This window comes from Serratia inhibens (assembly GCF_003591175.1).
In the GTDB taxonomy this organism is placed as follows: domain Bacteria; phylum Pseudomonadota; class Gammaproteobacteria; order Enterobacterales; family Enterobacteriaceae; genus Serratia; species Serratia inhibens.
Window position 1 is genome coordinate 56,477 of sequence record NZ_QYYG01000011.1, and the last position, 26,907, is coordinate 83,383.

Sequence of the window (26,907 nt, forward strand, 5' to 3'; positions counted from 1 at the left end):
TACCCGTGATACCGCGAGCAGAATATCAGCGTATTCTGCCCAATCTATCGCTGCGGAAGAAAACGCAGCGGGTTTACGGATTTCCCCTTGTAACGAATTTCAAAATGCAAACGTACTGAACTGGTTCCGGTGCTACCCATGGTTGCTATTTTTTGACCCGCCTTCACTTCTTGTTGTTCCCGGACCAGCATTGTGTCGTTGTGAGCGTAGGCGCTCAGGTAATCATCATTGTGTTTGATGATGATAAGATTACCGTAACCCCGTAAAGCGTTGCCTGCATACACTACGCGACCATCGGCGGTAGCGAAGATAGGCTGCCCACGAGAACCGGCGATATCGACACCTTTATTCCCACCTTCTGATGAGGAAAAGTTATCAATGATCTTACCGTCAGTTGGCCATCTCCAGGTACTCACTGGCGAGCTGTTACTGACGGTGCTGCTCACTGGTGGAGCAACGACCGGCGCGGTAACAGGCGCTGCTGCGGTGGTTGCCGCTACTGCACCTGCTGCAGGTAACATCTTACCTACATTCTGTTTACCCGAATTATCAGAATACGCGTTAGTTGATGGAGAATCAACCGTTGCAGTTTGTATCTGCGTAGTTGACGGCGGCTTCGGAACACCGCCGCTGGTTGCGTCTGTCGCCGCCAGCATGCCACCGTTTCCGTTGGCGGAACCATTACCAAGCTGAATGCTTTGACCCACATTCAAACTGTAAGGCTCAGGAATATTATTACGTTGCGCCAGGTCACGGAAATCGTTCCCGGTGATCCACGCGATGTAAAATAACGTATCGCCTCTTTTTACCGTGTAGGTATTACCGCTGTAGCTCCCTTTGGGAATTGAATTGTAACTGCGGTTGTAAACGATGCGCCCTTCAGGGCTTGCATTTGCTCCGGCGTTGCCGGATGCAGCGGCTCCGCCACCGCCCACACTACTGATAGGGGCTGATGTCGATGCATCATTCGTACAACCCGCCAACCACAAACTTACCATCGTACACACCGCAACCCGGCGTAAAGTAATCATTGGGCTTCCCGTGCTCATGCTTCCCCCATGACAGCAATATCAGCGATATATCCAAAATACCCTTTACATCGTAGCTGAGCTTTTACCACTCTCTCAGTTTCTGCGATGAAAGGTGCCCGCGGCCGATCCCTGAATGCCAGGAAATCTCCTGCCGGAGCCTCAAAACAGCGCGCCAATGCTAACCACATTAGCGGTGCCGCACCATAAGACAACTACGCAGAAAGGCAATTGTATTGAAAATTAACTTTATTGAAACGTTAAAACCTTAACCGGAGGCGATGAAAGTGCAACAGATTTCATTTTGCACCTAAAATTCAGACAATCCTTAGGCCAGTTCGCCCTTCACCAGCGGTACAAAACGCACCGCTTCGACGGTATCGATGACAAAATCATTGCCCTGACGTTGAATCCGCTTGAGGGTTTGGGCCTGCTCCCCCACCGGCAGCACGAGAATGCCGCCGTCATCCAGCTGTTCCATCAGCGCCGGCGGGATTTCTGGCGGCGCCGCCGTAACGATAATGGCATCAAACGGACCGCGCGACGCCCAACCCTGCCAGCCGTCGCCATGCCGTGTAGATACATTGTGAAGATCGAGCTGTTTCAAGCGGCGCTTGGCCTGCCATTGCAACCCTTTAATACGTTCTACGGAACAGACATGTTGTACCAGATGCGCCAGAATAGCGGTTTGATAACCGGAACCTGTGCCGATTTCCAATACTCTTGAAGTTGGCGTCAGATTTAGCAACTCGGTCATTCGCGCAACCATATAAGGCTGAGAAATGGTTTGACCGGAACCGATGGGCAGCGCAGTATTTTCATAGGCTTTGTGTTCAAGCGCTTCGTCAACAAAGCGTTCGCGCGGCACCGCTTCTATCGCCTGCAGCAACCTTTCTTCCTGGATCCCCTGTTGACGCAGCTGCGTCAGCAATGTTTGCATACGCTTGTTCACCATTCCCCGCCAACCCCTGCTTTGGTTAACCACGTTTTTACCACGTCCTGGGCTGCATAGGCGGTTAAATCCACCTGTAAGGGCGTAATCGCCACATAACCTTGCTCCACAGCAGCGAAATCGGTGTCCGGCCCGGCATCAAACTTATCACCCGGTGGCCCGATCCAATAGAGGTTTTGCCCACGCGGATCCTGCTGGCAGAATACTTTGTCGGCCGGGTGGCGGCTGCCGCAGCGAGTCACGCGAATGCCTTTGATCTGGTCCAGCGGCAAATCCGGCACGTTAATATTCAGAATTTTCCCCGTTCGCAACGGTTCACGCTGTAAAGCGCGCAGCACGCGGCAGGTGATCGCCGCAGCAGTAGCGTAGTGCTGATGGCCGTTCAACGACACCGCCAACGCGGGCAAGCCCAGATGGCGCCCCTCCATGGCGGCGGCTACGGTGCCGGAATAGATAACGTCATCGCCAAGATTGGGCCCGGCGTTGATGCCGGAAACCACGATGTCCGGCGCAGGCTGCATCAAGGCATTCACCCCCAGATACACGCAGTCGGTCGGCGTTCCCTGCTGCACTGCAATGTCACCATTGGGCAACGTCAGGGTGCGCAGCGGCGACTCCAGCGTCAATGCATTGGAAGAACCGCTGCGGTTACGATCGGGCGCCACAACCTGCACCTCAGCGAATTCTCGCAGCGCCGCCGCCAGCATCTGAATACCTGGGGCGGTAACTCCGTCGTCATTACTCAGCAATATCCGCATAAGAGGTTGTCTTCTTTTATCTCTCTCAACCGGGCAGCGCTTAACGCAGCCCGGCAATTAAATACTCGGGATGACCACCCCAAAGGCGGCGCTTAACCAGCAGATATTATGTTTACTCCCCCCGGCGTGTCCAGTAACCAAGGGAAAGTCGAATTTTCCGGCCAGCCATTGACCACGCCACAAACAATAAGCTTAACCTCTACCGTCATTTGCCAGACGAAAAAAAACCTGCAAATGCAGGTTTTCTTGATTACTCGCCAATGTCCGCGTCACCGCTATCTTGCCGCATGATTTCGCGCACTACGCTGGTGGCAAAACTGCCGGCCGGCAACCAAAAGCGCAATTCGACGGTCGCGTCATCCCACCAATTCCACTGCATTTTTTGCGGCAGCAACAGCAGCGCACGACGGGCCGGATCAACGCGCTCACGCGTTAATAACGCCATCAGCTCCGGCTGTTCCACTAAACACTGCCGTTCAAAATCCAGCGCTTCCCCAGCGGTACCCGGTTCGCCGTCGCCCGGCAACGGCGCGGTAATCAGCAGTTCGCCGGCATCCAGCCGCTGTTGCAACTCGGCCAGCTCATCCGGTTTGGCGACAAACCAACTGCCGCGGCCATGGAGTTGCAGCGCATCCCCTTCCAGTACCCTACGGTGCTGTTGATTGGCCAAGCGTCGGCTGGCGATCAGATTAAACAGCGCACTGCGGCTGGCGGAGAGATAAAAACTGCGCTTGCTGCGTTCTTTAACCCGGATCTCATCATTCGCCCAACGGCGCGCCATGACCAGGTTATTGCCACCACGACCAAAACGCTGGCTGCCGAAGTAGTTCGGCACGCCACCCGCCGCAATGGCCTGCAGACGCGGTTCGACATCCTGACGATCGGAGATCTGACGCAGTACCAGAGTAAAAGCATTGCCTTTTAGCGTGCCGATGCGCATTTTTCGCAGATGCCGGGCACTGGCCAACACTTCGCAGCCCTCCAGCGCGAACTGGCTGAAATCGGGCGTTTCCTTGCCCGGCAGATGCAAACAGAACCATTGTTCGGTCACCGCATGGCGATCTTTCAGGCCGGCATAGCTTACCGAACGGGCGTGAATGCCGGCAAAACGCGCCAGATAATCGGCGACAAACTGGGTGTTGCACCCGCTCTTGCGGATGTTCACCAACACATGTTCGCCTTCACCGTCCGGTTCAAAGCCCAGATCTTCCACCACCACGAAATCTTCCGGGCTGGCTTTCAGCATCCCGGTGCTTTGCGGTTGGCCATACAGCCAGGTCAGATTAGCCATATCCATGCGCTATTCCTTGATCAACAAGGCAACCGCTTCGCAGGCAATGCCCTCGCCACGCCCGGTAAAACCAAGCTGTTCGGTGGTAGTGGCTTTAACGTTAACGTCATCCATATGACACTGCAGGTCTTCCGCCAGGAAAATACGCATCTGCGGAATATGCGGCGCCATTTTGGGTGCCTGGGCAATAATGGTGATATCCAGGTTCCCCAGGCGGTAGCCTTTGGCGCGAATGCGTTTCCAGGCTTCACGCAGCAGTTCACGGCTGTCGGCGCCTTTGAAAGCCGGATCGGTATCCGGGAACAGTTTGCCGATATCCCCAAGCGCCGCCGCCCCCAACAGAGCATCGGTCGCCGCATGCAAAGCCACGTCACCGTCCGAGTGGGCCAGCAAACCTTTCTCATAAGGGATGCGAACACCACCGATCACCAGCGGCCCTTCGCCGCCAAATTTATGTACGTCAAAACCGTGACCGATACGCATGATGCGCTCCTTAATCGTCCAACTGGGTTAAATAGAACGCCGCCAGCGCCAAATCCTCCGGCCGCGTGACTTTAATATTGTCCGAGCGCCCGGCGATCAGCAGCGGATGATAGCCGCAATGCTCCAGCGCAGAGGCTTCATCGGTGACCACCGCGTCATCGTCCAGCGCGCGCTGCAAGCAGAGTTTGAGCAATTGCAGCGGAAAGAGTTGCGGCGTAAGCGCATGCCACAGGTCCTGGCGTTCAACGGTATGGGAGATAGTTTCCCGGCCAGGCTCCCCACGCTTCATGGTGTCGCGCACCGGTGCTGCCAGAATGCCGCCAACTTTGCTGTGTGCGGTGATCGCCAGCAGACGATCGAGATCTTCTGCATGCAAGCAGGGGCGTGCGGCGTCATGTACCAATACCCACTCGGCCTCACCGGCCAGTTGCAACCCGGCCATCACCGAATCGGCGCGTTGGCGGCCGCCAATGGTCACCCGTACACGGGGATCCTGGGCAATAGGTAACTGGCGGAACTGTTGATCGTCAGGGCCGATCGCCACAATCACCTGTGGAATGCGCGGATGACGCAGCAGCGCGTGGATCGCGTGTTCGAGGATGGTTTGCTTACCGATGGTGAGATATTGTTTCGGGCAATCCGCCTGCATGCGGCTGCCGACACCGGCAGCGGGCAAGACGGCAATCACCGATGGAAAGGTGCCTGCAGAGTGATTCATTCGTTACTTTTGTACGTTATTTTGCGAGGAGGACGTCGCGTTGCGTCTTGATTGATCCGGAACCAGACGATAGAAGGTTTCACCGGGCTTAATCATGCTCAGTTCATTGCGCGCACGCTCTTCGATCGCTTCCTGACCACCGTTCAAATCGTCTATTTCGGCAAACAACTGATCGTTACGCGCTTTCAATTTAGCATTGCTGCCCTGTTGGAGCGCAACGTCTTCATTGACCCGCACGTAATCGTGAACACCATTTTTACCCAGCCACAGTGAATACTGTAACCAACCGAGCAATGCCAGCAATAGCAGCGTAAGTTTTCCCATCTCCGCCCCCTGAAAAACCGACCAATCATCCCACAACTTTTCGTTGGACTCCACACTGAGAGCGGCATTCACCGCCAAATTCAGAGTAAGGATGAGAATTTACTGAGTTTATAACCTAAATTCGCGCTGAAAGCGGTAAAAAAAGCCACTTTCATCTCAGAAAAAACCTGCTGACCGCACAGTTTTTTCTCTTGTGCCGTCTTTGAGAGGGATGCAGCAAGAAAAATCAGCCGGCAACTTTAGGCTGTTTGCACCTGTGGCGGTGCTGGAAAACAGCCTTATGATACCGATGGAGTTAAATTCACCGAAGGAGTGTGATTCAAAAAAGGCTCGCCGCAACAGATGTTCACCCGCCCGACCAGTCCGCGCATGCCAGCGTGTTAAGCAAAGTTCTGTAACCTTCCGAACCGCTTTGCAATGTTTCGGGCACACAGATTCACCAGCCGGTCAGAAAACTGAATACCAGCCAGAACAGACACAGCACGATGGCGCAGGTCAGCAACAGCGTCAGAAGGAGCCTGCCGCGCAGCAGCATGCTGAGCGTAATGCCAATCAGCACCGAAACCGGCATCAGGGCCAGGAAGAACGGCCAGGTGTAGAGCAGAAAAAACAGAGTGTTAGAGCCGTAAACCAGAAACGGCACCGCGAACGCCAGCCAGTAAAAAACAAAGCCGCAGACGCCGCCCAGGAAAGAATACGAGGGTTCTTCTTTCTCAAGCGTTGAGTCGATCAAGACGGGCGAGACATTTTGCATAGTAATCCCTGGTTATTCGGCGCGCTCTGCGGCGGGCTTAGCGTAAAAAGCGTGTGGCGCAAAAACGCCACACGCTTTTTTGAATTCAGGGTTTGATAATAGCCCGACCACGCAACACGTCTAACAATTGCGCAATCAAATTTGTTACCAATTGTTGGCCATCAAGGTGAATATCAGGCTGCTGCGGTGCCTCGTAAACCGAGTCGATCCCGGTGAAATTACGCAGCTCGCCGGCACGCGCTTTTTTGTATAATCCCTTCGGATCGCGCGCTTCGCAAATAGCCAGCGGGGTATCGACAAACACCTCGATAAAACGATCGCTATCGAGCAGTTCACGCACCATTTGCCGTTCAGCGCGATGCGGGGAAATAAACGCAGTCAGCACCACCAACCCGGCATCCACCATCAGCTTCGCCACTTCGCCAACGCGGCGAATATTCTCACGACGATCGTCATCGGAGAAGCCCAGATCGCGGCACAGGCCGTGACGCACGTTATCGCCGTCCAGCAAATAGGTACTGACGCCAAGCGCGTGCAGCGCCTGCTCCAGCGCGCCGGCAACGGTGGATTTACCCGAACCGGACAGCCCGGTAAACCACAGCACCACGCCTTTATGGCCATTGCGGGCTTCGCGATCCGCACGCGCTACCGCATGCGGATGCCAGACCACGTTGTCATCATCCGGCCCGGTGGGCCGTCGTTGATCCTCGGTCACGTTATTTGCCCCCAAGCAGGTCGCGCGCACCCCAATGCGGGAAGTGCTTGCGCACCAGGGCGTTCAGTTCCAGCTCGAACGCGCTATGCTCTCCCGCCAACGCCTGCGCGCCATGCAAGGTTTCGCGGATCAGGCCGGCGCCGACCGTAACGTTGCTCAGGCGATCGATAAAGATCAGCCCACCGGTATCATGGTTACGCTGATAGCTGTCCAGCACCAGCGGCTCGTCAAAGGTCAGCTCCACCAAACCGATGCCGTTCAACGGCAGGGTATCCGCCTGATGCTGCGCCAGCGAGTTGATTTCTACCTGGTGGCGAATGCCTTCCACACGCGCACGGGTCTTTTTACCCGCTACTTTAATGTCATAGCTCTGGCCCGGCAGAAGTGGCTTTTCAGCCATCCACACCACGTCGACCAGCGCACTTTGCGCCGCCTGCAGGGTTTCCCCGGCATCGACCAGCAGATCGCCGCGGCTGATGTCCACTTCGTCTTTCAGCACCAGCGTAATGGCTTCACCCGGTACCGCCTCCTGCAAATCGCCATCAAAGGTGACGATGCGCGCTACGGTGGATTCCACGCCGGAAGGCAGTACCTTCACACGTTGGCCCACACGCACCACACCGGCCGACAGAGTGCCCGCGTAGCCACGGAAATCCAGATTCGGTCGGTTGACGTATTGCACCGGGAAGCGCAGCGGCTGTGCTTCACGCTCGCTGATCACATCCACGGTTTCCAATACCTGCAGCAGCGTCGGGCCGCTGTACCAGGGCATATGCGCGCTTTCGGTCGCGACGTTGTCGCCGTCGAGAGCCGACAGCGGCACAAATTTGATGTCCAGATCGTTCGGCAACTGTTGCGCAAAGGTCAGGTAATCCTGTTTGAACTGCTCGAACACCGACTCTTTATAGTCCACCAGATCCATTTTGTTGACCGCCACCACCAGGTGACGAATCCCCAGCAGCGTAGCGATAAAGCTGTGTCGGCGGGTTTGATCCAATACCCCTTTGCGCGCGTCGATCAGCAGGATCGCCAGATCGCAGGTGGAAGCGCCGGTCGCCATATTGCGGGTGTACTGCTCATGCCCCGGGGTGTCGGCGATAATAAATTTGCGTTTTTCGGTCGAGAAATAACGATAGGCCACGTCGATGGTGATGCCCTGCTCGCGCTCGGCCTGCAGGCCGTCCACCAACAGCGCCAGATCGAGCTTCTCGCCCTGGGTACCGATACGCTTGCTGTCACTGTGCAGCGTAGACAGCTGATCTTCGTAGATCTGGCGAGTATCGTGCAGCAGGCGGCCGATCAGGGTGCTTTTGCCATCGTCGACGCTGCCGCAAGTCAGGAACCGTAACAGGCTTTTATGTTGCTGCGCATGCAGGTAAGACTCCACCCCGCCCTGCTCAGCGATTTGTTTGGCAATTGCCTGGTTTTGCGAAACTATAGTTTTCATCCGGCGGCTCCTTAGAAATACCCTTGACGCTTCTTCAGCTCCATCGAGCCGGACTGATCGCGATCGATCATCCGTCCCTGGCGCTCACTGGTGGTGGATACCAACATCTCTTCGATGATCTCCGGCAGCGTTTCCGCCTCCGACTCCACCGCGCCGGTCAGCGGCCAGCAGCCCAGGGTGCGGAAACGCACCATACGCTGGCTGATCTCTTCGCCCGGCTGCAGATCGATACGATCGTCGTCCACCATCAGCAACATGCCGTCACGTTCTACCACAGGACGCGGTGCGGCCAGGTACAACGGCACTATGTCGATTTTTTCCAGGAAGATATATTGCCAGATATCCAGCTCGGTCCAGTTCGACAGCGGGAACACGCGAATGCTCTCACCCTTGTTGATCTGACCGTTGTAGTTGTGCCACAGCTCCGGACGCTGGTTTTTCGGATCCCAGCGGTGGAAGCGATCACGGAATGAATAGATGCGCTCTTTGGCGCGCGATTTCTCTTCGTCACGGCGCGCCCCGCCAAAGGCGGCGTCAAAACCGTACTTGTTCAGCGCCTGTTTCAGGCCTTCGGTTTTCATGATATCGGTGTGCTTGGCGCTGCCGTGCACGAATGGGTTGATGCCCATCGCCACGCCTTCCGGGTTTTTGTGTATCAGCAGTTCAAAACCGTATTCTTTCGCCGTGCGGTCACGGAATTCGTACATTTCGCGGAATTTCCAGCCGGTATCCACATGCAGCAGCGGGAACGGCAGCGTGCCCGGATAGAACGCCTTACGCGCCAGATGCAGCATCACGGAAGAGTCTTTACCGATGGAATAGAGCATCACCGGGTTGCCGAATTCAGCGGCGACTTCACGGATGATATGGATACTCTCCGCCTCCAATTGCCGCAAATGAGTGAGTCGTTTTTCGTCCATAACAGATCCTTAAGCCAAATTCACGACGGCAGGGCGTGATACCCCTTCCGTCTGCGGTTGATGCCCAAACCAGGCGATTTGGTGATGCAGTTCCACCACTTCGCCGATCACCAGCAGCGCCGGTAACGGTGCCTGTTGAGCCAATTGTTCGAGTTGTTGCAAGGTACCGATCTGCACCTGTTGGTCCGCTCGCGTGCCACGGCTGATCACCGCGACCGGCGTACTGGCCGCGCGGCCGTGGGCGATCAGGCGCTGGCTGATATCCGCCGCCTTCATGGTGCCCATGTAGATAGCCAGCGTCTGGCGCGCACGCGCCAGATCGGCCCAATCCAGCCCGTCGCCATCGGGCCGACAGTGGCCGGTAATAAAGGTAACGCTCTGCGCATGATCACGGTGCGTCAGCGGGATGCCGGCATAGGCCGTCGCTCCGGCAGCGGCGGTTACGCCCGGCACGACCTGGAACGGAATGCCTGCGGCGGCTGCCACCTGCAGCTCTTCGCCACCGCGGCCAAAGATAAAGGGATCGCCCCCCTTCAAGCGCACCACGCGTTTGCCCTGCTGCGCCAGTTCCACCAACAGACGGTTGGTTTCCTCCTGAATCACCGAGTGCGCCCCAGCGCGTTTACCCACGCAGATGCGTTCGGCGTCGCGACGCACCAAATCCAGGATTTCATCGCTAACCAGATGGTCATACAGCACCACATCGGCCTGCTGCATTACCTGCAACCCGCGCAGGGTCAGCAGCCCGACGTCGCCAGGGCCGGCGCCCACCAGCGCAATTTCACCCTGGGTGCCTTCGCTGCCCAGTGCAAACTGCTGTAAATCCTGTTCCAACTGCCGCTCCGCCTGCGCCTGCTGGCCATTGGCCACCAGCGTTGAGAAGCGGCCGCCGAAGGTTTTCTCCCAAAAGCGCCGACGTTCGCCGATCGAATTCAGCCGTTGCTTCACCTGGCCGCGCCAGCGCCCGGCCACCTCTGCCATCTGCCCCAGACTGGCAGGCAACAGCGCTTCGAGCTTTTCGCGCAGCATGCGCGCCAATACCGGTGCCTGACCGCTGGAAGAGACAGCCACCACCAGCGGCGAGCGATCGATAATCGACGGGAAGATAAACGAACAGCGCGGCTGATCGTCGACCACGTTGGCCAGCACCCGGCGTTTATCCGCCTCGCTAAACACCTCGGCATTCAGCGCGACGTCGTCGGTAGCGGCAATCACCAGGAAAACATCGTCCAGCTGTTGCGCGACAAAAGCCTGCCCCAGCCAGCGGATATGCCCCTGCTGGCGCTGATGTTCAAGTTCCGGTGAGAGCGACTGCGCAACTATCCGTATTTCAGCCCCGGCACGCGTGAGAAGTTCAACTTTGCGCGCAGCCACTTCGCCACCGCCAACGACCAGCACCGGGCGTTGTTTCAGGTCGGCAAATATTGGTAGATAGTCCACAACAGCCTTTTTATATATGCAGAATGATAGGGTGACTATACGGGCTGAGATTTGGCCTCTGAAATGACGAAAAGGAATTAATAGTTCCTTTATGGAATATAGGCCGCATTGCAGGGTTCAGGGGGGTGATAATCGGGCTGAAAGTTTGCGCACCGGCACCAAAATTAGGAGCCGAAGAAATTGTGTAATGCCGCGTGTCGTCTCATACTGGACACCGCAAAAAAATCATCGGTATCGCCGATATCAAAGAAGGATTTTTCGGTATGTTTTCCCGCGTTTACCTGAAGACGAGCCTGCTGATGGCGGCGCTCGGCGGCGTTTTCAGCGTTTCGGCCGCTATCCCGGCAGTGAAAGAAGCCCCTGTGGGTAAATTCGCCGCCGACCAGATTCGCCATATCGCCACCTATTTCCCCGGTCGTATGGCGGGTAGCCCGGCGGAACTGCTCACCGCAGACTACCTCAAACAGCAGTTCGGCAAGATGGGCTATCAAAGCGATATCCGCAGCTTCAACACCCGCTATCTTTACACCAGCAAGGACGGCAAAAAGAACTGGAATAACGTCACCGCCAGCTCGGTGATCGCCGCAAAAAATGGCAGCGGCCCGCAACAAATCTTGATCGTGGCGCATTTTGATACTTACACCCCGCAAAGCGATGCCGATCTGGACAACAACCTCGGCGGGCTGACGCTGCAAGGCGTCGACGACAACGCCTCAGGCGTTGGCGTGATGCTGGAGTTGGCGGAACGCCTAAAGAACATCCCCACCGCTTACGGCCTGCGTTTTGTCGCCACCAGCGCAGAGGAGATCGGCTCTCTGGGCGCGCAGAACTACCTGCAGCGCATGAGCGCGGAAGAAAAAAACAATACCGTGCTGGTGATTAACCTGGACAGCCTGGTGACCGGCGATCGCCTGTACTTCAATGCCGGCCGCAATACGCCGAAGAAGATAGCCAAACAGAGCCGCGATCGCGCCCTGGATATCGCCCATCGTTACGGCATCGCCGCCGCTACTAACCCTGGCAGCAAACAATGGCCGAAAGGCACCGGCTGTTGCTCGGATCAAGAAGTGTTCGATAACGCGGGTATGCCGGTGCTTTCGGTCGAAGCCACCAACTGGTCGCTGGGTGATAAAAACGGCTACCAGCAGCGCGCGCTCAGCCCGCATTTCCCGCAGGGCATCACCTGGCACCGCCCGCAGTACGACAACCTGCAGTATCTGGAGCGTTATCTGCCGGGCCGGATCGACAAGCGCAGCCGCGAGAGCGTGCAGATCCTGTTGCCGCTGATCAAAGAATTGGCGAAGGCGCACCCGGTTAAAGCGCAGAAAAAGTAATTTCCTGCAGAAATAACAGGGCCCGGCAAATTTTGCCGGGCCCTGAACGAGTTGACCGCAAACTTACCCTTCGTGCAGACCGCACTCGCGCTTGAGGCCGAAGAAACGGGTTTCTTCTTCGCTCATGCCCGGCTCCCATTTCTGCGTGGTATGGGTATCCCCGACCGACAGGTAGCCTTGCTCCCATAGCGGGTGGTAACTCAGGCCGTGATCGGTCAGGTACTGATAAATCCTGCGGTTATCCCAGTCGATAATCGGCAGAATTTTGAATACGCCACGCTGCACCGCCAGCACTGGCAAATTGGCGCGGCTGCCGGATTGCTCGCGGCGCAGGCCGGCGAACCAGGTCTGCCCGCCGAGGGTTTCCAGCGCACGGTTCATGGGTTCAACCTTGTTGATCTGGTTGTATTTCTCGATACCTTCAACGCCCTGCTCCCACAGTTTGCCATAGCGCGCCTCCTGCCAGGCGGGCGACTGCTCGGCACGGAACACCTGCAGGTTCAGCTTAAGCTTGTCGACCAGTTGATCGATAAACTGATAGGTTTCCGGGAACAGATAACCGGTGTCGGTGAGGATCACCGGGATATCCGGCTTGATCCGGGTGACCAGATGCAGACACACCGCCGCCTGAATGCCAAAGCTTGAAGAAAGCACAAACTCGCCGGGCAGATGTTCCAGCGCCCATTCCACGCGTTGCTCGGCGGAAAGGGCTTCCAGTTGACCATTGACGGCCCCCAGCTTCAGCGCCTGTCCAGACTTGGGCAACGCATTCAGCGCCGCCAGATCGAATTCAGCCATGTTGCCTGCCTCCTGATTCTTGAATTCTACTGCGCTGTTTGGCCCCTTCGCAGAGGGGCCAAACAACGTCAGTCCCAGAAATCCTGCGCCGGATCCACTACCGGTCTGACAATGCCGGTGCGGATAGTGAAATCGCCAAAGCCTTCGCCCGCAGTGCGTTCTTTCGCCCAGCGGCCAACCAGTTGGTCGATCTCCTTGAGGATTTCTTCTTCATTAATATTTTCACGGTACATGCGCGGAATGCGCGTACCTTCGCGGTTGCCGCCCAGGTGCAGGTTATAACGGCCAATTGCCTTGCCCACCAGGCCCAGTTCCGCCAGCAGCGCACGGCCGCAACCGTTCGGGCAACCGGTGATACGCAGCACGATGTGTTCGTCACCCACGCCGTGCCGATGCATGATCCCTTCCACCTTGGTAACAAACTCCGGCAGGAAGCGTTCGGCCTCCGCCATCGCCAGCGGGCAGGTAGGGTACGACACGCAGGCCATCGAGTTTTTACGCTGTTCGCTGATCCCATCATCGATCAGGCCATGCTCGCGCGCCAGGGCTTCGATCTTCGCCTTCTCGCTTTCCGGCACGCCGGCAACGATCAGGTTCTGATTGGCGGTCAGGCGGAAATCCCCCTTGTGGATCCGGGCAATCTCGGCGATGCCGGTTTTCAGCGGGCGGCCCGGATAGTCCAGCAGGCGGCCATTTTCAATAAACAGCGTCAGGTGCCATTGATTATCAATGCCTTTTACCCAACCGATACGATCGCCACGGCCGGTGAATTCGTACGGGCGGATAGGTTCAAAGGTAATGCCGGCGCGTTTTTCCACTTCGGCGCGGAAGGTATCCACACCGACGCGTTCCAGCGTGTATTTGGTTTTGGCGTTCTTGCGATCGGTGCGATTACCCCAGTCACGCTGGGTAGTCACCACCGCTTCGGCTACCGCCAGCGTATGTTCCAGCGGGATGTAACCGAACTCGCTGGCCTGACGCGCATAGGTTTTTTTGTTGCCGTGTTCAATCGACAGGCCACCACCCACCAGCAGGTTAAAGCCCACCAGTTTGCCATTCTTGGCGATCGCCACAAAGTTCATGTCGTTGGCGTGCAGATCGACGTCATTCTGCGGTGGGATCACCACCGTAGTCTTGAACTTGCGCGGCAGATAGGTGGCACCGAGGATCGGCTCTTCGTCGGTGGTCGCCACTTTTTCCTGATCCAGCCATACCTCCGCATAAGCGCGGGTGCGCGGCAGCAGATGCTCGGAAATTTTCTTCGCCCACTCGTAGGCTTCCTGATGCAGCTCGGATTCCACCGGGTTCGAGGTACAGAGCACGTTACGGTTCACGTCATTGGCGGTAGCCAGCGCGTCCAACCCCAGACGGTTCAGCAATTGGTGCACCGGCTTGACGTTGCCCTTCACAATGCCGTGGAACTGGAAGGTCTGACGGTTGGTGATGCGAATGCTGCCGTACAGCGTACTTTCCTGTGCGAACTTATCGATGCCCAGCCATTGCTGCGGGGAAATAATTCCCCCCGGCAAACGGCAGCGCAGCATCATCGCATGACGCGGTTCCAGCTTCTGCTCGGCGCGCTCGGCACGGATATCACGGTCGTCCTGCTGGTACATGCCGTGGAAACGGATCAGCAAGAAGTTGTCGCCGTTGAAACCGCCGGTCAGGCCGTCCTTCAAGTCTTCGGCGATGGTACCGCGCAGGAAGTTGCTTTCTTTCTTCAAACGCTCGGCATCGGACAGTTTGCCTTCGACCACCAGAGGCCCCGGGTGTTTATCACTCATCAGTAAACATCTCGCTGATAACGGCGCTCAAGGCGCAGCTCGCTTAAAAATTCATCCGCCAGCTCGGTATCCATGCCACCGTGCTCGGCCACCAGTTCCAGTAATGTGTTTTCCACGTCTTTCGCCATGCGGTTCGCATCGCCACAGACGTAAATGTGCGCGCCTTCCTGAATCCAGCGCCACACTTCCGCGCCCTGTTCGCGCAGTTTGTCTTGTACGTAGACTTTATGTTGCTGGTCACGTGACCAGGCCAGATCAATGCGGGTCAGCAGACCCTCTTTGACATAGCGCTGCCATTCAACCTGATACAGGAAATCTTCGGTGAAATGCGGATTGCCGAAGAACAACCAGTTCTTGCCGCCGGCCCCCTCGACGTCACGCTGTTGCATAAAGGCGCGGAACGGCGCGATACCGGTGCCAGGGCCAATCATGATCACCGGGGTTTCCGGGTTGGCCGGCAGGCGGAAGTTGTCGTTATGCTCAATGAAAACCCGTACGTCGCCATCTTCTTCCAGGCGATCGGCCAGGAAGCTGGAAGCCCCGCCGGCACGGGCGCGGCCGTCGATGTCGTAGCGTACGACGCCAACGGTGACGTGTACTTCGTTTTCGGTCTCAGCCTGCGAGGAGGCGATGGAATACAGACGCGGCGTCAACGGGCGCAGCAGGCCGATCAACTGCTCGGCGCTGAGATCCGCCGGGGCCTGGCGCACCATGTCGACGATCGGCGTATTGTGCGCGTAATGCTGCAACGCGGCTTTATCCGCCAACAGGCCAATCAATTTTTCGTCACGCGACAGCGCGGCATATTTGTCGACAATCGGCGTGGTGTTTTGCGTCAGCTCGAAGTGGCTGCGCAACGCTTCGGCCAACGGCAGGGTTTTGCCTTCCACCGCCACTGGCTCATCGCCTTTCAGCCACAGCAACTGAACCAGTTCGTCTACCAACGCGGGATCGTTATCGAACCATACGCCCAGTGCATCACCCGGTTTGTAGCGCAGGCCGGAATCGCCCAGATCGATCTCGATGTGGCGTACGTCTTTATCGGAGCCGCGGCCGGTGATTTTTTGCTTCACAGCCAGTTGCGCGATCAGCGGCTGTTCCTTGCTGTACGGGCTGCTGTCGAGCAGGTCAACCGCTCCACTAGCCAGCACGCCCGGTGCGGCGTTTTCCGCCGGCGCACGCGCTTTCAGCACATCCACTACCTGCTTGCGCCAGGCCGTGGCCAGCTCCTGGTATTCCACATCGGCATCAATGCGTTCCACCAGGCGTTCGGCGCCCAGTTCGGCCAGCTTGCCGTCGAAGTCTTTACCGGACTGACAGAAATTCTCGTAAGACGTGTCCCCCAAACCGAAGACTGCGAACGCCGTCTCGGTGAGCTTGGGTGCTTTCTTCGAGAACAGGAATTTATGCAGCGCAACCGCCTCTTCCGCCGGCTCGCCCTCCCCCTGCGTGGAGGCGACGATCACCAGCAGACGCTCCTGGGCGATCTGCTTGAACTTGTAGTCGCCGGCATTCACCAGAGTGACGCTCAGTTTGGCGGCCAGCAGATCGTCACGCAGTTGCTCCGCCAGGCGGCGCGCATTGCCGGTCTGAGACGCAGAAATTATCGTGATGCTGGCGGCAGCGGATGCAGCCGGCGCAATGGCTACGGCTCCAGGTTGTTGGTTAACCATTCCCCAGAAATAGCCTGACAGCCACGCCAGCTGCGTCGGTGAATATTCACCAATCGCCGCCTGCAGGCGCGCCAGCTGTTCGGGCGTCAGCGGGAGCAAAGATGTTGGAGGAGCCTGAGTCGTCATTGCGGTACTTATTTCCTTACTTATAGCCTATGAATTTCAAGCTGCAGCCAGGCGGCCAACTCGCTCACCCCAGTGACTTACTTTAGTAAGTCACTGGGGTGAGCGAGTGCAGGTAACAACGCTGCAGTTTGAAAGGCAACGGGTATGGCACCTATCCAGCCAGGTGCTCGCCAGTATCAGTCGCTGTCTTTTCGTTCATTCCGGGATCCTGAAAAGATCAGGAGATTCTGTAAGGTTACCGAGCACAATAGCAACGATTAAATAAGGGATAGCAATAAATAATAACCAAAATGACTAAGCGGTTTTTCTGGTAAGAGATAACGGTTAAAACGCTAAAGGGAGTTTTTTATCTTATTGAAAATAAATCCGTTTTTTTGACAACTTTTGAATGAATCGCATTTACCGCTGATTAGCCCATCCGATAGGTGCTGCGCGGACCAAACAAAAAAAGTGTTAACGCCGGTTAAAGGGGGCGCCAGTAGACTAAAGCGGTATAAATGGCAAGCAGGCGCGCTTTCCGGTACTATGCGGCGGTTTTTGAGTCAATGAGGCCGTAATAATGGCAACCACGCTGTTTAAAGATTTTCAGTTTGAAGCCGCACACCGCTTGCCGCATGTGCCGGAGGGCCATAAATGCGGTCGTCTGCACGGGCATTCGTTTATGGTGCGTCTGGAAGTGACCGGTGAAGTGGATGCACACACCGGATGGGTGATGGATTTCGCCGAGCTTAAAGCCGTGTTCTCCCCGATCTGGGAGCGCTTGGATCACCATTATCTGAACGATATTCCAGGATTGGAAAATCCCACCAGCGAAGTGCTCGCCGCCTGGATCTGGCAACAGCTTAAACCCCAGCTGCCGGAACTGAGCGCGGTCATGGTGAAAGAAACCTGCAGCGCGGGATGCGTCTATAAAGGTTGAAGAAAGGGCGCTTTATAGCGCCCTTCTACAAAATGAACTGGTTCAAGCCTTAGCAACCCGTTTTTTGCTAGTCTTCCGGCCAACTTGAACAATGCGACCATTAACCACCTGGTATTCACCCGTCTGCAGTTTCTTCTTCATAATGTCACTGGCTGCGGCGTGAAGTTTGGAACCTAAGTCTAAAGACAACCGCTCCATGGTCCGAGCATCAGTAACTTTCTGTAGTGACGACATATCCTCTCCCTCCTTCACCCAGGTTGCCATAGCATTTCATATTAGGCAGCGCGATTAATGGTTTCGTTCGTTTATACCCTAACCCTAAGAAACCATTATAAATATTGACGAGATCCACTTCTCTCTCGTGCTCTCTGTCCACTGCTGCAGTGAAGACATAAGCGCCTGCATTTGATACATAGCAATGCTCAATAATTGACCTGGCAACATTAAGCAGTACCTTACCTGCCGATAGTCCGGGTAAATTAACATGGTTATAGCCACCCCATGCTTCGACGGTTTCAACCCGATCAAATGCCACTGCCCACATTCCCGTATCAGGGAAGCGGAAATCAGGTATATCCGCGTTGATGCGAATACCTTTATTTATCAACTGTTGATCGCTGTAAATCGCCTCAAAACCCACCGCATAGACCCTACAACAAACATTCTGGTAATAAATCCCGGTCCATAACTGTCATTAAAAGGCTCTTCCCAAGCAATTTCTCTGTTCAACATCAACCGTCCTTGGTTAATTATTATGCAATATTCAAATACTTATGCGTCTGCATCGACAAGCGCCAGTTGCGCGCAATGCAGGTTTCAATGCACAGCCGAGTCGCCTCTTCCTTTTGACTGATTGGCTGCAACGCGATAATCCGCGGCTTTTCATCGTGCAATGTCGCCAATAGCGCATCCAGCGCTTCAATATCGCGCTCGCGTCCAACCGGATGCTTCACCTCGTCTGCACGCTGCAAAGCCTGATCCAGCACCTTCATGCCGCCGCGCATATTCACCTTGGGGGAAACCGTCACCCAGGTTTTCGCCGAGCATAGGACCTCATGGGTACCGCTGGTTTCAATCTGGCAGCCATAACCGTTGTCTTCCAGCAGTTGGGTCAGCGGGGTCAAATCGTAAATACACGGCTCGCCGCCGGTGATCACCACGTGACGGGCGGTATAGCCCTGCTGACGGATAACCGCGAGCAGTTGTTCCGCACTGGCGCTGCCCCAGGCGTCGCTCTCTTCGGTTTTTACCAGGATCCGCTGCATATCCACTTCCCGATTGGCTTCCTTTTCCCAGGTATGTTTGGTATCGCACCAGCTGCATCCTACCGGGCAGCCTTGCAGGCGGATAAAAATGGCCGGAACGCCGGTAAAAAAGCCTTCGCCCTGCAAGGTTTGGAACATTTCATTAATCGGGTACTGCATCGGTTTCTCAATCAGGATAGGAAAAAAGCGATTATCTCAGATTACGGCCCGGCAACCAAACCGGCTAAAGTGTATTAAATTTTATCTTCTGGCCATGCTCCAGCCTATCCCACCGTCTATCTGCTTCATTTAGTACATTTATCGGCGTCAGGCGCCGCATTGGCGATGCATCCCGCGGCGCAAAAACAACATATAGATAACAAATCAGACAAATATATTTGACATAAATCGTCGCGACGCAGATGTATATACAGGCAAGCACAAGTCGGGCATCAGTTCCGACAGTGCATCCACCAACATCACATCTGCGTTTAGAGGGTGCTATGGCTCATTCCACCGAGTTGAATATTCAGCAGGCCATCGACGACAGCAAATTCTCGCTGTTTCATTGGACCTTAATCATTTTGGGATTCCTGATCCTTGCCATTGATGGCTTTGACACTGCGGCAATGGGTTATATCGCCCCTTCGGTCGCCAAAGATTGGGGAATTGTGAAACAGGATCTCGGTCCGGTGCTGAGCGCCGCGCTGCTGGGGTTGTCACTCGGCGCGCTGGTGGCCGGGCCGATCTCCGATCGCATCGGCCGCAAGCGAGTGCTGGTATTTTCGTGCCTGTTCTTCGGCCTGTCCAGCCTGGCCACCGCCTATGCCGGCTCGCTCAACAGCCTGACGCTGTGGCGCTTTCTGACCGGGCTGGGCCTGGGTGCGGCGATGCCGAACGCCATCACGCTCATTTCCGAATATGCGCCGCAGCGCTGCCGTTCGATGGCGATTAACACCATGTACTGCGGTTTCCCGCTGGGTGCCGCCGGTGGTGGCGCCATCTCCTCGTGGCTGATCCCGGCCTATGGCTGGCACAGCGTGCTGCTGCTGGGGGCGATCGCCCCGCTGATCTTGACGGTATTATTGATCCTGTTCCTGCCGGAATCGGTGAAGTACCTGGTGAACCGCGGCAAGGACGCGATGAAAATCAGACGCATCGCCCAGCGCTTCGTCAGCCAGAATATTGATAACGTCACGCGTTTCTATCTGTATGAAGAGAAGCTGGCGCAGTCAAAAACCAGCGTCGGCCTGCTGTTCACCCGTCCCTATCTGGCCGGCACGCTGATGCTGTGGCTGACCTACTTCATGGGGCTGGTGATTTATTACGTGCTGCTGAGCTGGATGCCGATCCTGATGCAGGGGCTGGGTTATCAACTTGAACAGTCGGCCATTCTGACCTCGCTGTTCACCTTCGGCGGCACCCTCGGCATTCTGGTGGCCGGCTGGCTGATGGACCGCTGGAACGCCCATAAAGTGGTGTCGAGCGGTTTTGTCATTACCGCCCTGCTGATTGTGGCAATGGCGACCGAGGACAGCCACATCGTGCTGCTGGGTACCTTTATTTTCCTGATGGGTATCACCATGAACGGCGCGCAGTCGGGCCTGCAAACGCTGGCCGCCACCTTTTACCCCACCCATAGCCGCGCCACCGGTATCGCCTGGATGCAGGGCATCGGCCGCTTTGGGGGTGTGGCAGGCACCATGATGGGCGCACAATTGCTGGCCATACACTGGGAAGTGCAAAGCATTCTGATGTTCCTGTGCGTGCCGGCGCTGATCGCCGCCATCGCTACGGTCTTCAAAATGACCCGGAAAACGGTGCTGCAACCGGCAGCATAAGGCTAACGCCCGCCATGATGGGGTACACATCATGGCGGGCGTTTTGCTGTCAGCGATATGATTTTTTTATCACCACCGCCAACTTGTAATGGGTATGTAAAATTATTGTGATTTAACGCTCAAAAATGACCCATTTTTAATTCATTTTTGTCGAATAGCTCACTATTCTCCTGCGCCAACCTAATGATCCAACCACCAAAAATAAAACTATCTATTTGATAATAAACACAAATAACTTTCTCTTATGCCATTTAAGACGTTCACTGGTTAGTGTTGCATATGCTTGTACATACAAGTATATGTTAATAAACCCTACGCATAGTTATGGCGTGGTGATTGACCCCACCGCGTTATGGAATCTGCACCGATACTGTTTGAGGAAAATGCTGTGACTGCAAATAACAAAGTTCGCCATGTCGATGTACGCGCGCCACGCGGCACACAATTAAATGCAAAAAGCTGGCTGACCGAAGCACCGCTGCGCATGCTGATGAACAACCTCGATCCTGAAGTAGCGGAAAACCCGCATGAACTGGTGGTGTACGGCGGTATTGGCCGCGCCGCGCGTGACTGGGATTGCTACGACAAAATTGTCGCCACCCTGAAAACGCTGGAAGACGACGAAACGCTGCTGGTGCAATCCGGCAAGCCGGTCGGCGTATTTAAAACCCACAGCAACGCGCCGCGCGTGCTGATCGCCAACTCCAACCTGGTACCGCATTGGGCCACCTGGGAACACTTTAACGAACTGGATGCCAAAGGCCTGGCCATGTACGGCCAGATGACCGCCGGCAGCTGGATCTACATCGGCAGCCAGGGCATCGTGCAGGGGACTTACGAGACCTTCGTGGAAGCCGGCCGCCAGCATTACGACGGTAGCCTGAAAGGCCGCTGGGTACTGACCGCCGGTCTGGGCGGCATGGGCGGCGCTCAGCCGCTGGCTGCCACGCTGGCCGGTGCCAGCTCGCTGAACATCGAATGCCAACAGAGCCGCATCGATTTCCGTCTGAAAACCCGCTACGTCGATGAACAGGCCAAGGATCTGGACGACGCGCTGGCACGCCTCAAGAAATACACCGCCGAAGGCAAAGCCATCTCCATCGCCCTGTGCGGCAACGCAGCGGATATCCTGCCGGAACTGGTGCGCCGTGGCGTGCGTCCTGACATGGTCACCGACCAGACCAGCGCTCATGACCCGTTGAACGGCTACCTGCCGAAGGGCTGGAGCTGGGAAGAATACCGCCAGCGCGCGCAGACCGAACCCGCTCAAGTGGTCATCGCCGCCAAGCAATCAATGGCCGAACACGTGGAAGCCATGCTGGCCTTCCAGAAGATGGGCGTGCCGACCTTCGACTACGGCAACAACATCCGCCAGATGGCGAAAGAAATGGGCGTCAGCAACGCCTTCGACTTCCCGGGCTTCGTGCCAGCCTATATTCGCCCGCTGTTCTGCCGCGGTGTCGGCCCCTTCCGCTGGGCTGCATTGTCCGGCGATCCGCAGGACATCTACAAAACCGACGCTAAAGTTAAAGAGTTGATCCCGGATGATGAGCATCTGCACCACTGGCTGGATATGGCGCGCGAGCGCATCAGCTTCCAGGGGCTGCCGGCGCGTATCTGCTGGGTCGGTCTGGGCCAGCGCGCCAAGCTGGGCCTGGCGTTCAACGAGATGGTACGCAGCGGTGAACTGTCTGCGCCGATCGTGATTGGCCGCGACCACCTGGACTCCGGCTCGGTATCCAGCCCGAACCGCGAAACCGAATCGATGAAAGACGGCTCGGACGCCGTATCCGACTGGCCGCTGCTCAACGCCCTGCTGAATACCGCCAGTGGCGCGACCTGGGTTTCTTTGCACCACGGCGGTGGCGTCGGCATGGGCTTCTCGCAACATTCCGGCATGGTGATCGTTTGCGACGGCACCGATGAAGCCGCCGAGCGCATCGCCCGCGTATTGCATAACGATCCGGCTACCGGCGTCATGCGTCATGCCGATGCCGGTTACGACATCGCCATCGAATGCGCCCGCGAGCAGGGTCTGAACCTGCCGATGGTCGCCGCCACCCAAGGAGGCAAAGCATGAAAGCGCTGACTATTCGCCCAGGCCAACTGACACTGGCGCAACTGCGTGAGGTTTATCAACATCCGGTTAGCCTTCAGCTTGATGACAGCGCCTATGCCGCCATTCAGCAAAGCGTTGCCTGCGTAGAGCGCATCGTTGAAGAAAACCGTACCACTTACGGCATCAATACCGGTTTCGGCCTGCTGGCGTCCACCCGCATCGCCCGTGAAGATCTGGAAAACCTGCAGCGTTCGATCGTGCTGTCACACGCCGCCGGTGTGGGCGCCCCGACCGACGACAACCTGGTGCGCCTGATCATGGTGCTGAAAATCAACAGTCTGTCGCGCGGTTTTTCCGGCATCCGTCTGGAAGTGATCCAGGCGCTGATGGCGCTGGTGAATGCAGAAGTTTATCCGCACATTCCACTGAAAGGCTCCGTTGGCGCCTCCGGTGACCTGGCGCCGCTGGCTCACATGAGCCTTGTGCTGCTGGGTGAAGGCAAGGCCCGTTATCAGGGCGAATGGCTACCTGCCACCGAGGCGCTGGCCAAAGCGGGCCTGAAGCCGCTGACGCTGGCCGCCAAAGAAGGCCTGGCGCTGCTGAACGGCACCCAGGTTTCCGCCGCCTTTGCCCTGCGCGGCCTGTTCGACGCGGAAGATCTGTACGCGGCGGCTACGGTCACCGGCAGCCTGACGGTGGAAGCCGCTCTGGGTTCACGCAGCCCATTTGACGCGCGTATCCATGCGGTGCGCGGCCAGCGTGGCCAGATCGATGCCGCCGCCGCCTACCGCCACCTGCTCGGCGAACGCAGCGAAGTGTCCGATTCGCATCGCAACTGCGAGAAAGTGCAGGATCCTTACTCCCTGCGCTGCCAGCCGCAAGTCATGGGCGCCTGCCTGACGCAGATCCGCCAGGCCAGCGAAGTGCTGGAGATCGAAGCCAACGCGGTGTCCGACAACCCACTGGTGTTCGCCGAGCAGGGCGACGTGCTGTCCGGGGGTAACTTCCATGCCGAACCGGTAGCCATGGCCGCCGACAACCTGGCGCTGGCGTTTGCCGAAATCGGCTCGCTGTCCGAGCGCCGTATCTCGCTGATGATGGATAAGCACATGTCGCAGTTGCCGCCATTCCTGGTGGATAACGGCGGGGTGAACTCCGGCTTTATGATCGCCCAGGTGACCGCCGCGGCGCTGACCAGCGAGAACAAGGCGCTGGCCCATCCGGCCAGCGTCGACAGCATCCCTACCTCCGCCAACCAGGAAGACCATGTCTCCATGGCACCTGCCGCAGGCCGCCGCCTGTGGGAAATGGCGGATAACGTTCGCGGCATTTTAGCCGTCGAGTGGCTGGCCGCCTGTCAGGGGCTGGATCTGCGCAAGGGCCTGAAAACGTCGGCAGCCCTGGAGCAGGCGCGCCGCACGCTGCGTGAACATGTCAGTTACTACGACAAGGATCGTTTCTTCGCCCCCGACATTGAAGCCGCCAGCCTGCTGTTGGCGGCCGGTCATCTGACATCGCTGATGCCAGCAGCGCTGCTGCCTAGCCAGGCATAAAGAAAACCTACCACGCAGTTTGTTCTGTCCCACCGGGTGCGTTCCACCCGGTGCGGATAGCGCGTGCCTGTTCGGCAATAAAAACTCAACGGGAAGCAACATGCGTAACGAAACAACACAACTCAGACGCGGATTAAACGCGCGGCATATCCGCTTTATGGCGCTCGGCTCAGCCATAGGTACCGGTCTGTTCTACGGCTCTGCCGGGGCGATCCAACTGGCCGGCCCGGCCGTGCTGCTGGCTTATCTGGTCGGCGGCGCGGCGGTGTTTATGGTGATGCGCGCGCTGGGTGAAATGGCGGTGCATCAACCGGTCTCCGGTTCGTTCGGCCACTACGCCAGCCACTATCTTGGCCCACTGGCCGGTTTCCTCACCGGCTGGACCTATACCTTCGAAATGGTGATCGTCGCTCTGGCGGACGTCACCGCCTTCGGCATCTATATGGGGCTGTGGTTCCCGGACGTCGCCCAGTGGGTGTGGGTGCTCAGCATTATCATGTTCATCGGCGCGCTCAACCTGTGCAGCGTGAAGGTGTTCGGCGAAATGGAATTCTGGCTGTCGCTGATCAAGGTCGCGGCTATCGTGGCGATGATCGTCGGCGGCGCGGCGGTGATGCTGTTTGGTTTCGGCCAGACCCAGCACGCCACCGGCTTTAGCAATCTGTGGCAGCACGGTGGCTTTATGCCAAACGGCATCGGCGGCGTGATCGCCTCGCTGGCGGTAGTGATGTTCGCTTTCGGCGGCATTGAGATCATCGGCATCACCGCCAGCGAGGCGAAAGACCCTGCGAAGGTGTTGCCGAAAGCGATCAATGCGGTGCCGGTGCGTATCCTGCTGTTTTATGTGCTGACGCTGCTGGTGCTGATGGCCATCTATCCGTGGAACAGCATCGGCCAGAACGGCAGCCCGTTTGTGGAGATCTTCAGCAATCTGGGCATCAGTTCCGCCGCCAACGTGCTGAACGTGGTGGTGATCACCGCCGCCATTTCCGCCATCAACAGCGATATCTTCGGCGCCGGCCGCATGATGTACGGCATGGCGCAGGATGGCCAGGCACCGAGAAGCTTCTCCAAACTGACCGCCAACGGCGTGCCCTGGATGACGGTGCTGGTGATGTCTGTCGCCCTGCTGCTGGGCGTGGTGCTTAACTACCTGATGCCAAAACAGGTGTTTATGATCATCGCCTCCATCGCCACCTTCGCTACCGTCTGGGTGTGGCTGATGATCCTGCTGTCGCAGGCAGCCATGCGCCGTACGCTGACGCCACAGGAAGTCAGCAAACTGAGTTTTCCTGTTCCCTGGTGGCCGATAGCGCCGGCGCTGGCGACGGTATTTATGCTGTTCGTCATCGGCCTGCTCGGTTACTTCGAGGATAGCCGCATCGCCCTGTACGTCGGGCTGGTGTGGGTCGCTTTCCTCACCCTGGCATACTGGTTGTGGGTGCGTAAAAAAGGCGGGGGTTCACCCGTCACAAGCTCGCCTCAGTATTAACGCTCAAACCCGCCACAGGCGGGTTTTTTATCACACCTGCGCCAACGCCTGTTCGATATCGGCGCGCAAATCTTCTATGTCTTCCAGGCCAGCCGACAACCGAATCAGCCCATCGCTGATATGATGGCGCTGCCGCTCTTCGGCGCTGTAGGCCGAGTGGGTCATGCTGGCCGGGTGTTGCGCCAGGCTTTCACAGTCACCCAGACTGACCGCTCGCAGTATCAACCGCAGCGCATTGAGGAAGCGGATGCCCGCCGCCATGCCCCCCTTAAGCTCGAACGCCAGCATACCGCCCGGCCGCGCCATTTGCCGCTGCGCCAATGCGTACTGCGGGAAGGTTTCGAGGCCGGGATAGTCAACCCGTTCCACCGCCGGATGCTGCGCCAGCATCTCCGCCAGCCGCTGGGCATTGTCGCAATGGCGCTCCATGCGAAGCGGTAGCGTCTTCAGGCCGCGCAGCAACAACGCCGCATCTTGCGCCGACAGCACCGCGCCGTTCATGTCCTTCAGCCCCACCAGCCGGATCTCCTGCGCCAGATCCTGAGTGGTCACCACCAATCCGGCCAGCAAATCCCCGTGGCCACCGATATATTTGGTCGCGGAATGCACTACGATGTCAGCCCCGAGCGCCATCGGCTGTTGCAGATAGGGCGTGCAATACGTGTTATCCACCAGCAGCAACGCCTGCTGCCGATGAGTAATCTCCGCCACGGCGGCGATATCGATCAACCGCATATTGGGGTTGGCCGGCGTTTCGCAGTACACCAAACGGGTACGTGGACCTATGGCTGCGGCCAGTTTTTCCGGCTGTGTCAGATCGACGTGCGTAATCTTGACGCCATAACGCGCCAAACCATGATGAAAATAGCTGAAGGTGCAGCCATAAATGGTTTCATCGACGATCAGCTCATCGCCAGGGCTAAGCAACGTCCAGCAACAGGCGGTTATCGCCCCCATACCGGAAGAAAACGCCACCGCCGCCTCACCGCCCTCCAGGTTGGCGATGCGCTGTTCCAGCAGATTTAGCGTCGGGTTGGCGATACGCGAATAGAAATAGCCCGGCTCACTGCCGGCAAAACAGGCCCCGCCGTATTCCGCCGTGGGGAAGGTGAAGGTAGAGCTCATATACACCGGCGGGCAAAGTGCGCCCTGGTGCTGCTGAGGATCGTAACCGTGGTGGATCGCACGGGTGGCAAAAGCGTGGTCAAAAGCGGTAGACATAGCAGCTCCTTATCTCAGTGAATACGGCCAATT

Annotated in this window: 24 protein-coding genes; 6 read left to right on the forward strand and 18 right to left on the reverse strand. The window is 57.2% G+C overall.

Going from position 1 to position 26,907, the window contains the following annotated elements; genetic code table 11:
• Window positions 1–44: 44 nt before the first annotated feature.
• The 12 genes from nlpD to cysG form a co-directional block, all read right to left on the reverse strand.
• Window positions 45–1,031: a murein hydrolase activator NlpD gene (nlpD, locus tag D4100_RS23285; RefSeq protein ID WP_043912121.1), complete on the reverse strand. Its 987-nt coding sequence runs from the start codon at window positions 1,029–1,031 to the stop codon at window positions 45–47.
• Window positions 1,032–1,356: 325 nt separating this feature from the next.
• Complete coding sequence (locus D4100_RS23295; RefSeq protein ID WP_006317705.1) at window positions 1,357–1,983, reverse strand: protein-L-isoaspartate(D-aspartate) O-methyltransferase; 627 nt, start codon at window positions 1,981–1,983, stop codon at window positions 1,357–1,359.
• Window positions 1,977–2,738: a 5'/3'-nucleotidase SurE gene (gene surE, locus D4100_RS23300; protein ID WP_043912118.1), complete on the reverse strand. Its 762-nt coding sequence runs from the start codon at window positions 2,736–2,738 to the stop codon at window positions 1,977–1,979. The genes D4100_RS23295 and surE overlap by 7 nt, the downstream gene beginning before the upstream one ends.
• 250 nt (window positions 2,739–2,988) lie before the next feature.
• Entirely contained in the window at window positions 2,989–4,035 is a 1,047-nt protein-coding gene (gene truD / locus D4100_RS23305; RefSeq protein ID WP_119805356.1) for a tRNA pseudouridine(13) synthase TruD, read from the reverse strand.
• 3 nt (window positions 4,036–4,038) lie between these two features.
• On the reverse strand, window positions 4,039–4,512 hold the full coding sequence (gene ispF, locus D4100_RS23310; protein WP_004950274.1) for a 2-C-methyl-D-erythritol 2,4-cyclodiphosphate synthase: 474 nt from the start codon (window positions 4,510–4,512) through the stop codon (window positions 4,039–4,041).
• A 10-nt stretch (window positions 4,513–4,522) separates the two neighbouring features.
• The gene (gene ispD, locus D4100_RS23315; protein WP_119805357.1) at window positions 4,523–5,230 is read right to left on the reverse strand and encodes a 2-C-methyl-D-erythritol 4-phosphate cytidylyltransferase; all 708 of its coding nucleotides are present in this window, start codon (window positions 5,228–5,230) and stop codon (window positions 4,523–4,525) included.
• A gap of 3 nt (window positions 5,231–5,233) precedes the next feature.
• Window positions 5,234–5,554: a cell division protein FtsB gene (gene ftsB / locus D4100_RS23320; RefSeq protein WP_006317700.1), complete on the reverse strand. Its 321-nt coding sequence runs from the start codon at window positions 5,552–5,554 to the stop codon at window positions 5,234–5,236.
• 436 nt (window positions 5,555–5,990) lie between these two features.
• Window positions 5,991–6,308: a DUF3561 family protein gene (locus D4100_RS23325; protein ID WP_006317699.1), complete on the reverse strand. Its 318-nt coding sequence runs from the start codon at window positions 6,306–6,308 to the stop codon at window positions 5,991–5,993.
• Window positions 6,309–6,393: 85 nt separating this feature from the next.
• On the reverse strand, window positions 6,394–7,023 hold the full coding sequence (gene cysC, locus D4100_RS23330; RefSeq protein ID WP_006317698.1) for an adenylyl-sulfate kinase: 630 nt from the start codon (window positions 7,021–7,023) through the stop codon (window positions 6,394–6,396).
• Between the two features lies 1 nt (window position 7,024).
• Window positions 7,025–8,470: a sulfate adenylyltransferase subunit CysN gene (gene cysN, locus D4100_RS23335; RefSeq protein ID WP_199685735.1), complete on the reverse strand. Its 1,446-nt coding sequence runs from the start codon at window positions 8,468–8,470 to the stop codon at window positions 7,025–7,027.
• Window positions 8,471–8,481: 11 nt separating this feature from the next.
• Window positions 8,482–9,390 (reverse strand): sulfate adenylyltransferase subunit CysD, encoded by a 909-nt coding sequence (gene cysD / locus D4100_RS23340; protein ID WP_004950261.1) that lies wholly within the window; start codon window positions 9,388–9,390, stop codon window positions 8,482–8,484.
• A gap of 9 nt (window positions 9,391–9,399) precedes the next feature.
• The gene (gene cysG / locus D4100_RS23345) at window positions 9,400–10,830 is read right to left on the reverse strand and encodes a siroheme synthase CysG (protein ID WP_119805358.1); all 1,431 of its coding nucleotides are present in this window, start codon (window positions 10,828–10,830) and stop codon (window positions 9,400–9,402) included.
• A gap of 263 nt (window positions 10,831–11,093) precedes the next feature.
• On the opposite strand from cysG, the gene D4100_RS23350 reads away from it, so the two are divergent.
• The gene (locus tag D4100_RS23350) at window positions 11,094–12,164 is read left to right on the forward strand and encodes an aminopeptidase (RefSeq protein WP_119805391.1); all 1,071 of its coding nucleotides are present in this window, start codon (window positions 11,094–11,096) and stop codon (window positions 12,162–12,164) included.
• 63 nt (window positions 12,165–12,227) lie between these two features.
• On the opposite strand, the gene D4100_RS23355 is transcribed toward D4100_RS23350, so the two are convergent.
• The 3 genes from D4100_RS23355 to cysJ form a co-directional block, all read right to left on the reverse strand.
• Window positions 12,228–12,962, reverse strand: coding sequence for a phosphoadenylyl-sulfate reductase (locus D4100_RS23355; RefSeq protein WP_006317694.1), 735 nt, complete (start codon window positions 12,960–12,962; stop codon window positions 12,228–12,230).
• 68 nt (window positions 12,963–13,030) lie between these two features.
• On the reverse strand, window positions 13,031–14,746 hold the full coding sequence (gene cysI / locus D4100_RS23360; protein WP_119805359.1) for an assimilatory sulfite reductase (NADPH) hemoprotein subunit: 1,716 nt from the start codon (window positions 14,744–14,746) through the stop codon (window positions 13,031–13,033).
• The gene (gene cysJ, locus D4100_RS23365) at window positions 14,746–16,545 is read right to left on the reverse strand and encodes an NADPH-dependent assimilatory sulfite reductase flavoprotein subunit (RefSeq protein ID WP_119805360.1); all 1,800 of its coding nucleotides are present in this window, start codon (window positions 16,543–16,545) and stop codon (window positions 14,746–14,748) included. Before cysJ ends, cysI begins: the two co-directional genes overlap by 1 nt.
• Before the next feature lie 559 nt (window positions 16,546–17,104).
• On the opposite strand from cysJ, the gene queD reads away from it, so the two are divergent.
• Window positions 17,105–17,464 (forward strand): 6-carboxytetrahydropterin synthase QueD, encoded by a 360-nt coding sequence (gene queD, locus D4100_RS23370; protein ID WP_004950240.1) that lies wholly within the window; start codon window positions 17,105–17,107, stop codon window positions 17,462–17,464.
• A 208-nt stretch (window positions 17,465–17,672) separates the two neighbouring features.
• On the opposite strand, the gene D4100_RS25640 is transcribed toward queD, so the two are convergent.
• Both D4100_RS25640 and queE read right to left on the reverse strand, forming a co-directional pair.
• Window positions 17,673–18,104, reverse strand: coding sequence for a hypothetical protein (locus D4100_RS25640; RefSeq protein WP_147417767.1), 432 nt, complete (start codon window positions 18,102–18,104; stop codon window positions 17,673–17,675).
• Between the two features lie 112 nt (window positions 18,105–18,216).
• Window positions 18,217–18,888, reverse strand: a complete 672-nt coding sequence (gene queE / locus D4100_RS23380) for a 7-carboxy-7-deazaguanine synthase QueE (RefSeq protein WP_006317683.1) — start codon at window positions 18,886–18,888, stop codon at window positions 18,217–18,219.
• A 323-nt stretch (window positions 18,889–19,211) separates the two neighbouring features.
• Here queE and D4100_RS23385 point away from each other — a divergent pair, with 323 nt between their 5' ends.
• The 4 genes from D4100_RS23385 to D4100_RS23400 all read left to right on the forward strand — a co-directional run bounded on the left by D4100_RS23385 (window position 19,212) and on the right by D4100_RS23400 (window position 25,653).
• Window positions 19,212–20,549, forward strand: coding sequence for an MFS transporter (locus tag D4100_RS23385; RefSeq protein ID WP_119805361.1), 1,338 nt, complete (start codon window positions 19,212–19,214; stop codon window positions 20,547–20,549).
• 388 nt (window positions 20,550–20,937) lie between these two features.
• Window positions 20,938–22,629 (forward strand): urocanate hydratase, encoded by a 1,692-nt coding sequence (gene hutU / locus D4100_RS23390; RefSeq protein WP_006317681.1) that lies wholly within the window; start codon window positions 20,938–20,940, stop codon window positions 22,627–22,629.
• Window positions 22,626–24,161: a histidine ammonia-lyase gene (gene hutH, locus D4100_RS23395; RefSeq protein WP_119805362.1), complete on the forward strand. Its 1,536-nt coding sequence runs from the start codon at window positions 22,626–22,628 to the stop codon at window positions 24,159–24,161. Before hutU ends, hutH begins: the two co-directional genes overlap by 4 nt.
• 100 nt (window positions 24,162–24,261) lie before the next feature.
• The gene (locus tag D4100_RS23400) at window positions 24,262–25,653 is read left to right on the forward strand and encodes an amino acid permease (RefSeq protein WP_006317677.1); all 1,392 of its coding nucleotides are present in this window, start codon (window positions 24,262–24,264) and stop codon (window positions 25,651–25,653) included.
• 30 nt (window positions 25,654–25,683) lie between these two features.
• On the opposite strand, the gene D4100_RS23405 is transcribed toward D4100_RS23400, so the two are convergent.
• Window positions 25,684–26,874: a methionine gamma-lyase gene (locus D4100_RS23405; protein ID WP_119805363.1), complete on the reverse strand. Its 1,191-nt coding sequence runs from the start codon at window positions 26,872–26,874 to the stop codon at window positions 25,684–25,686.
• Window positions 26,875–26,907 lie beyond the last annotated feature (33 nt).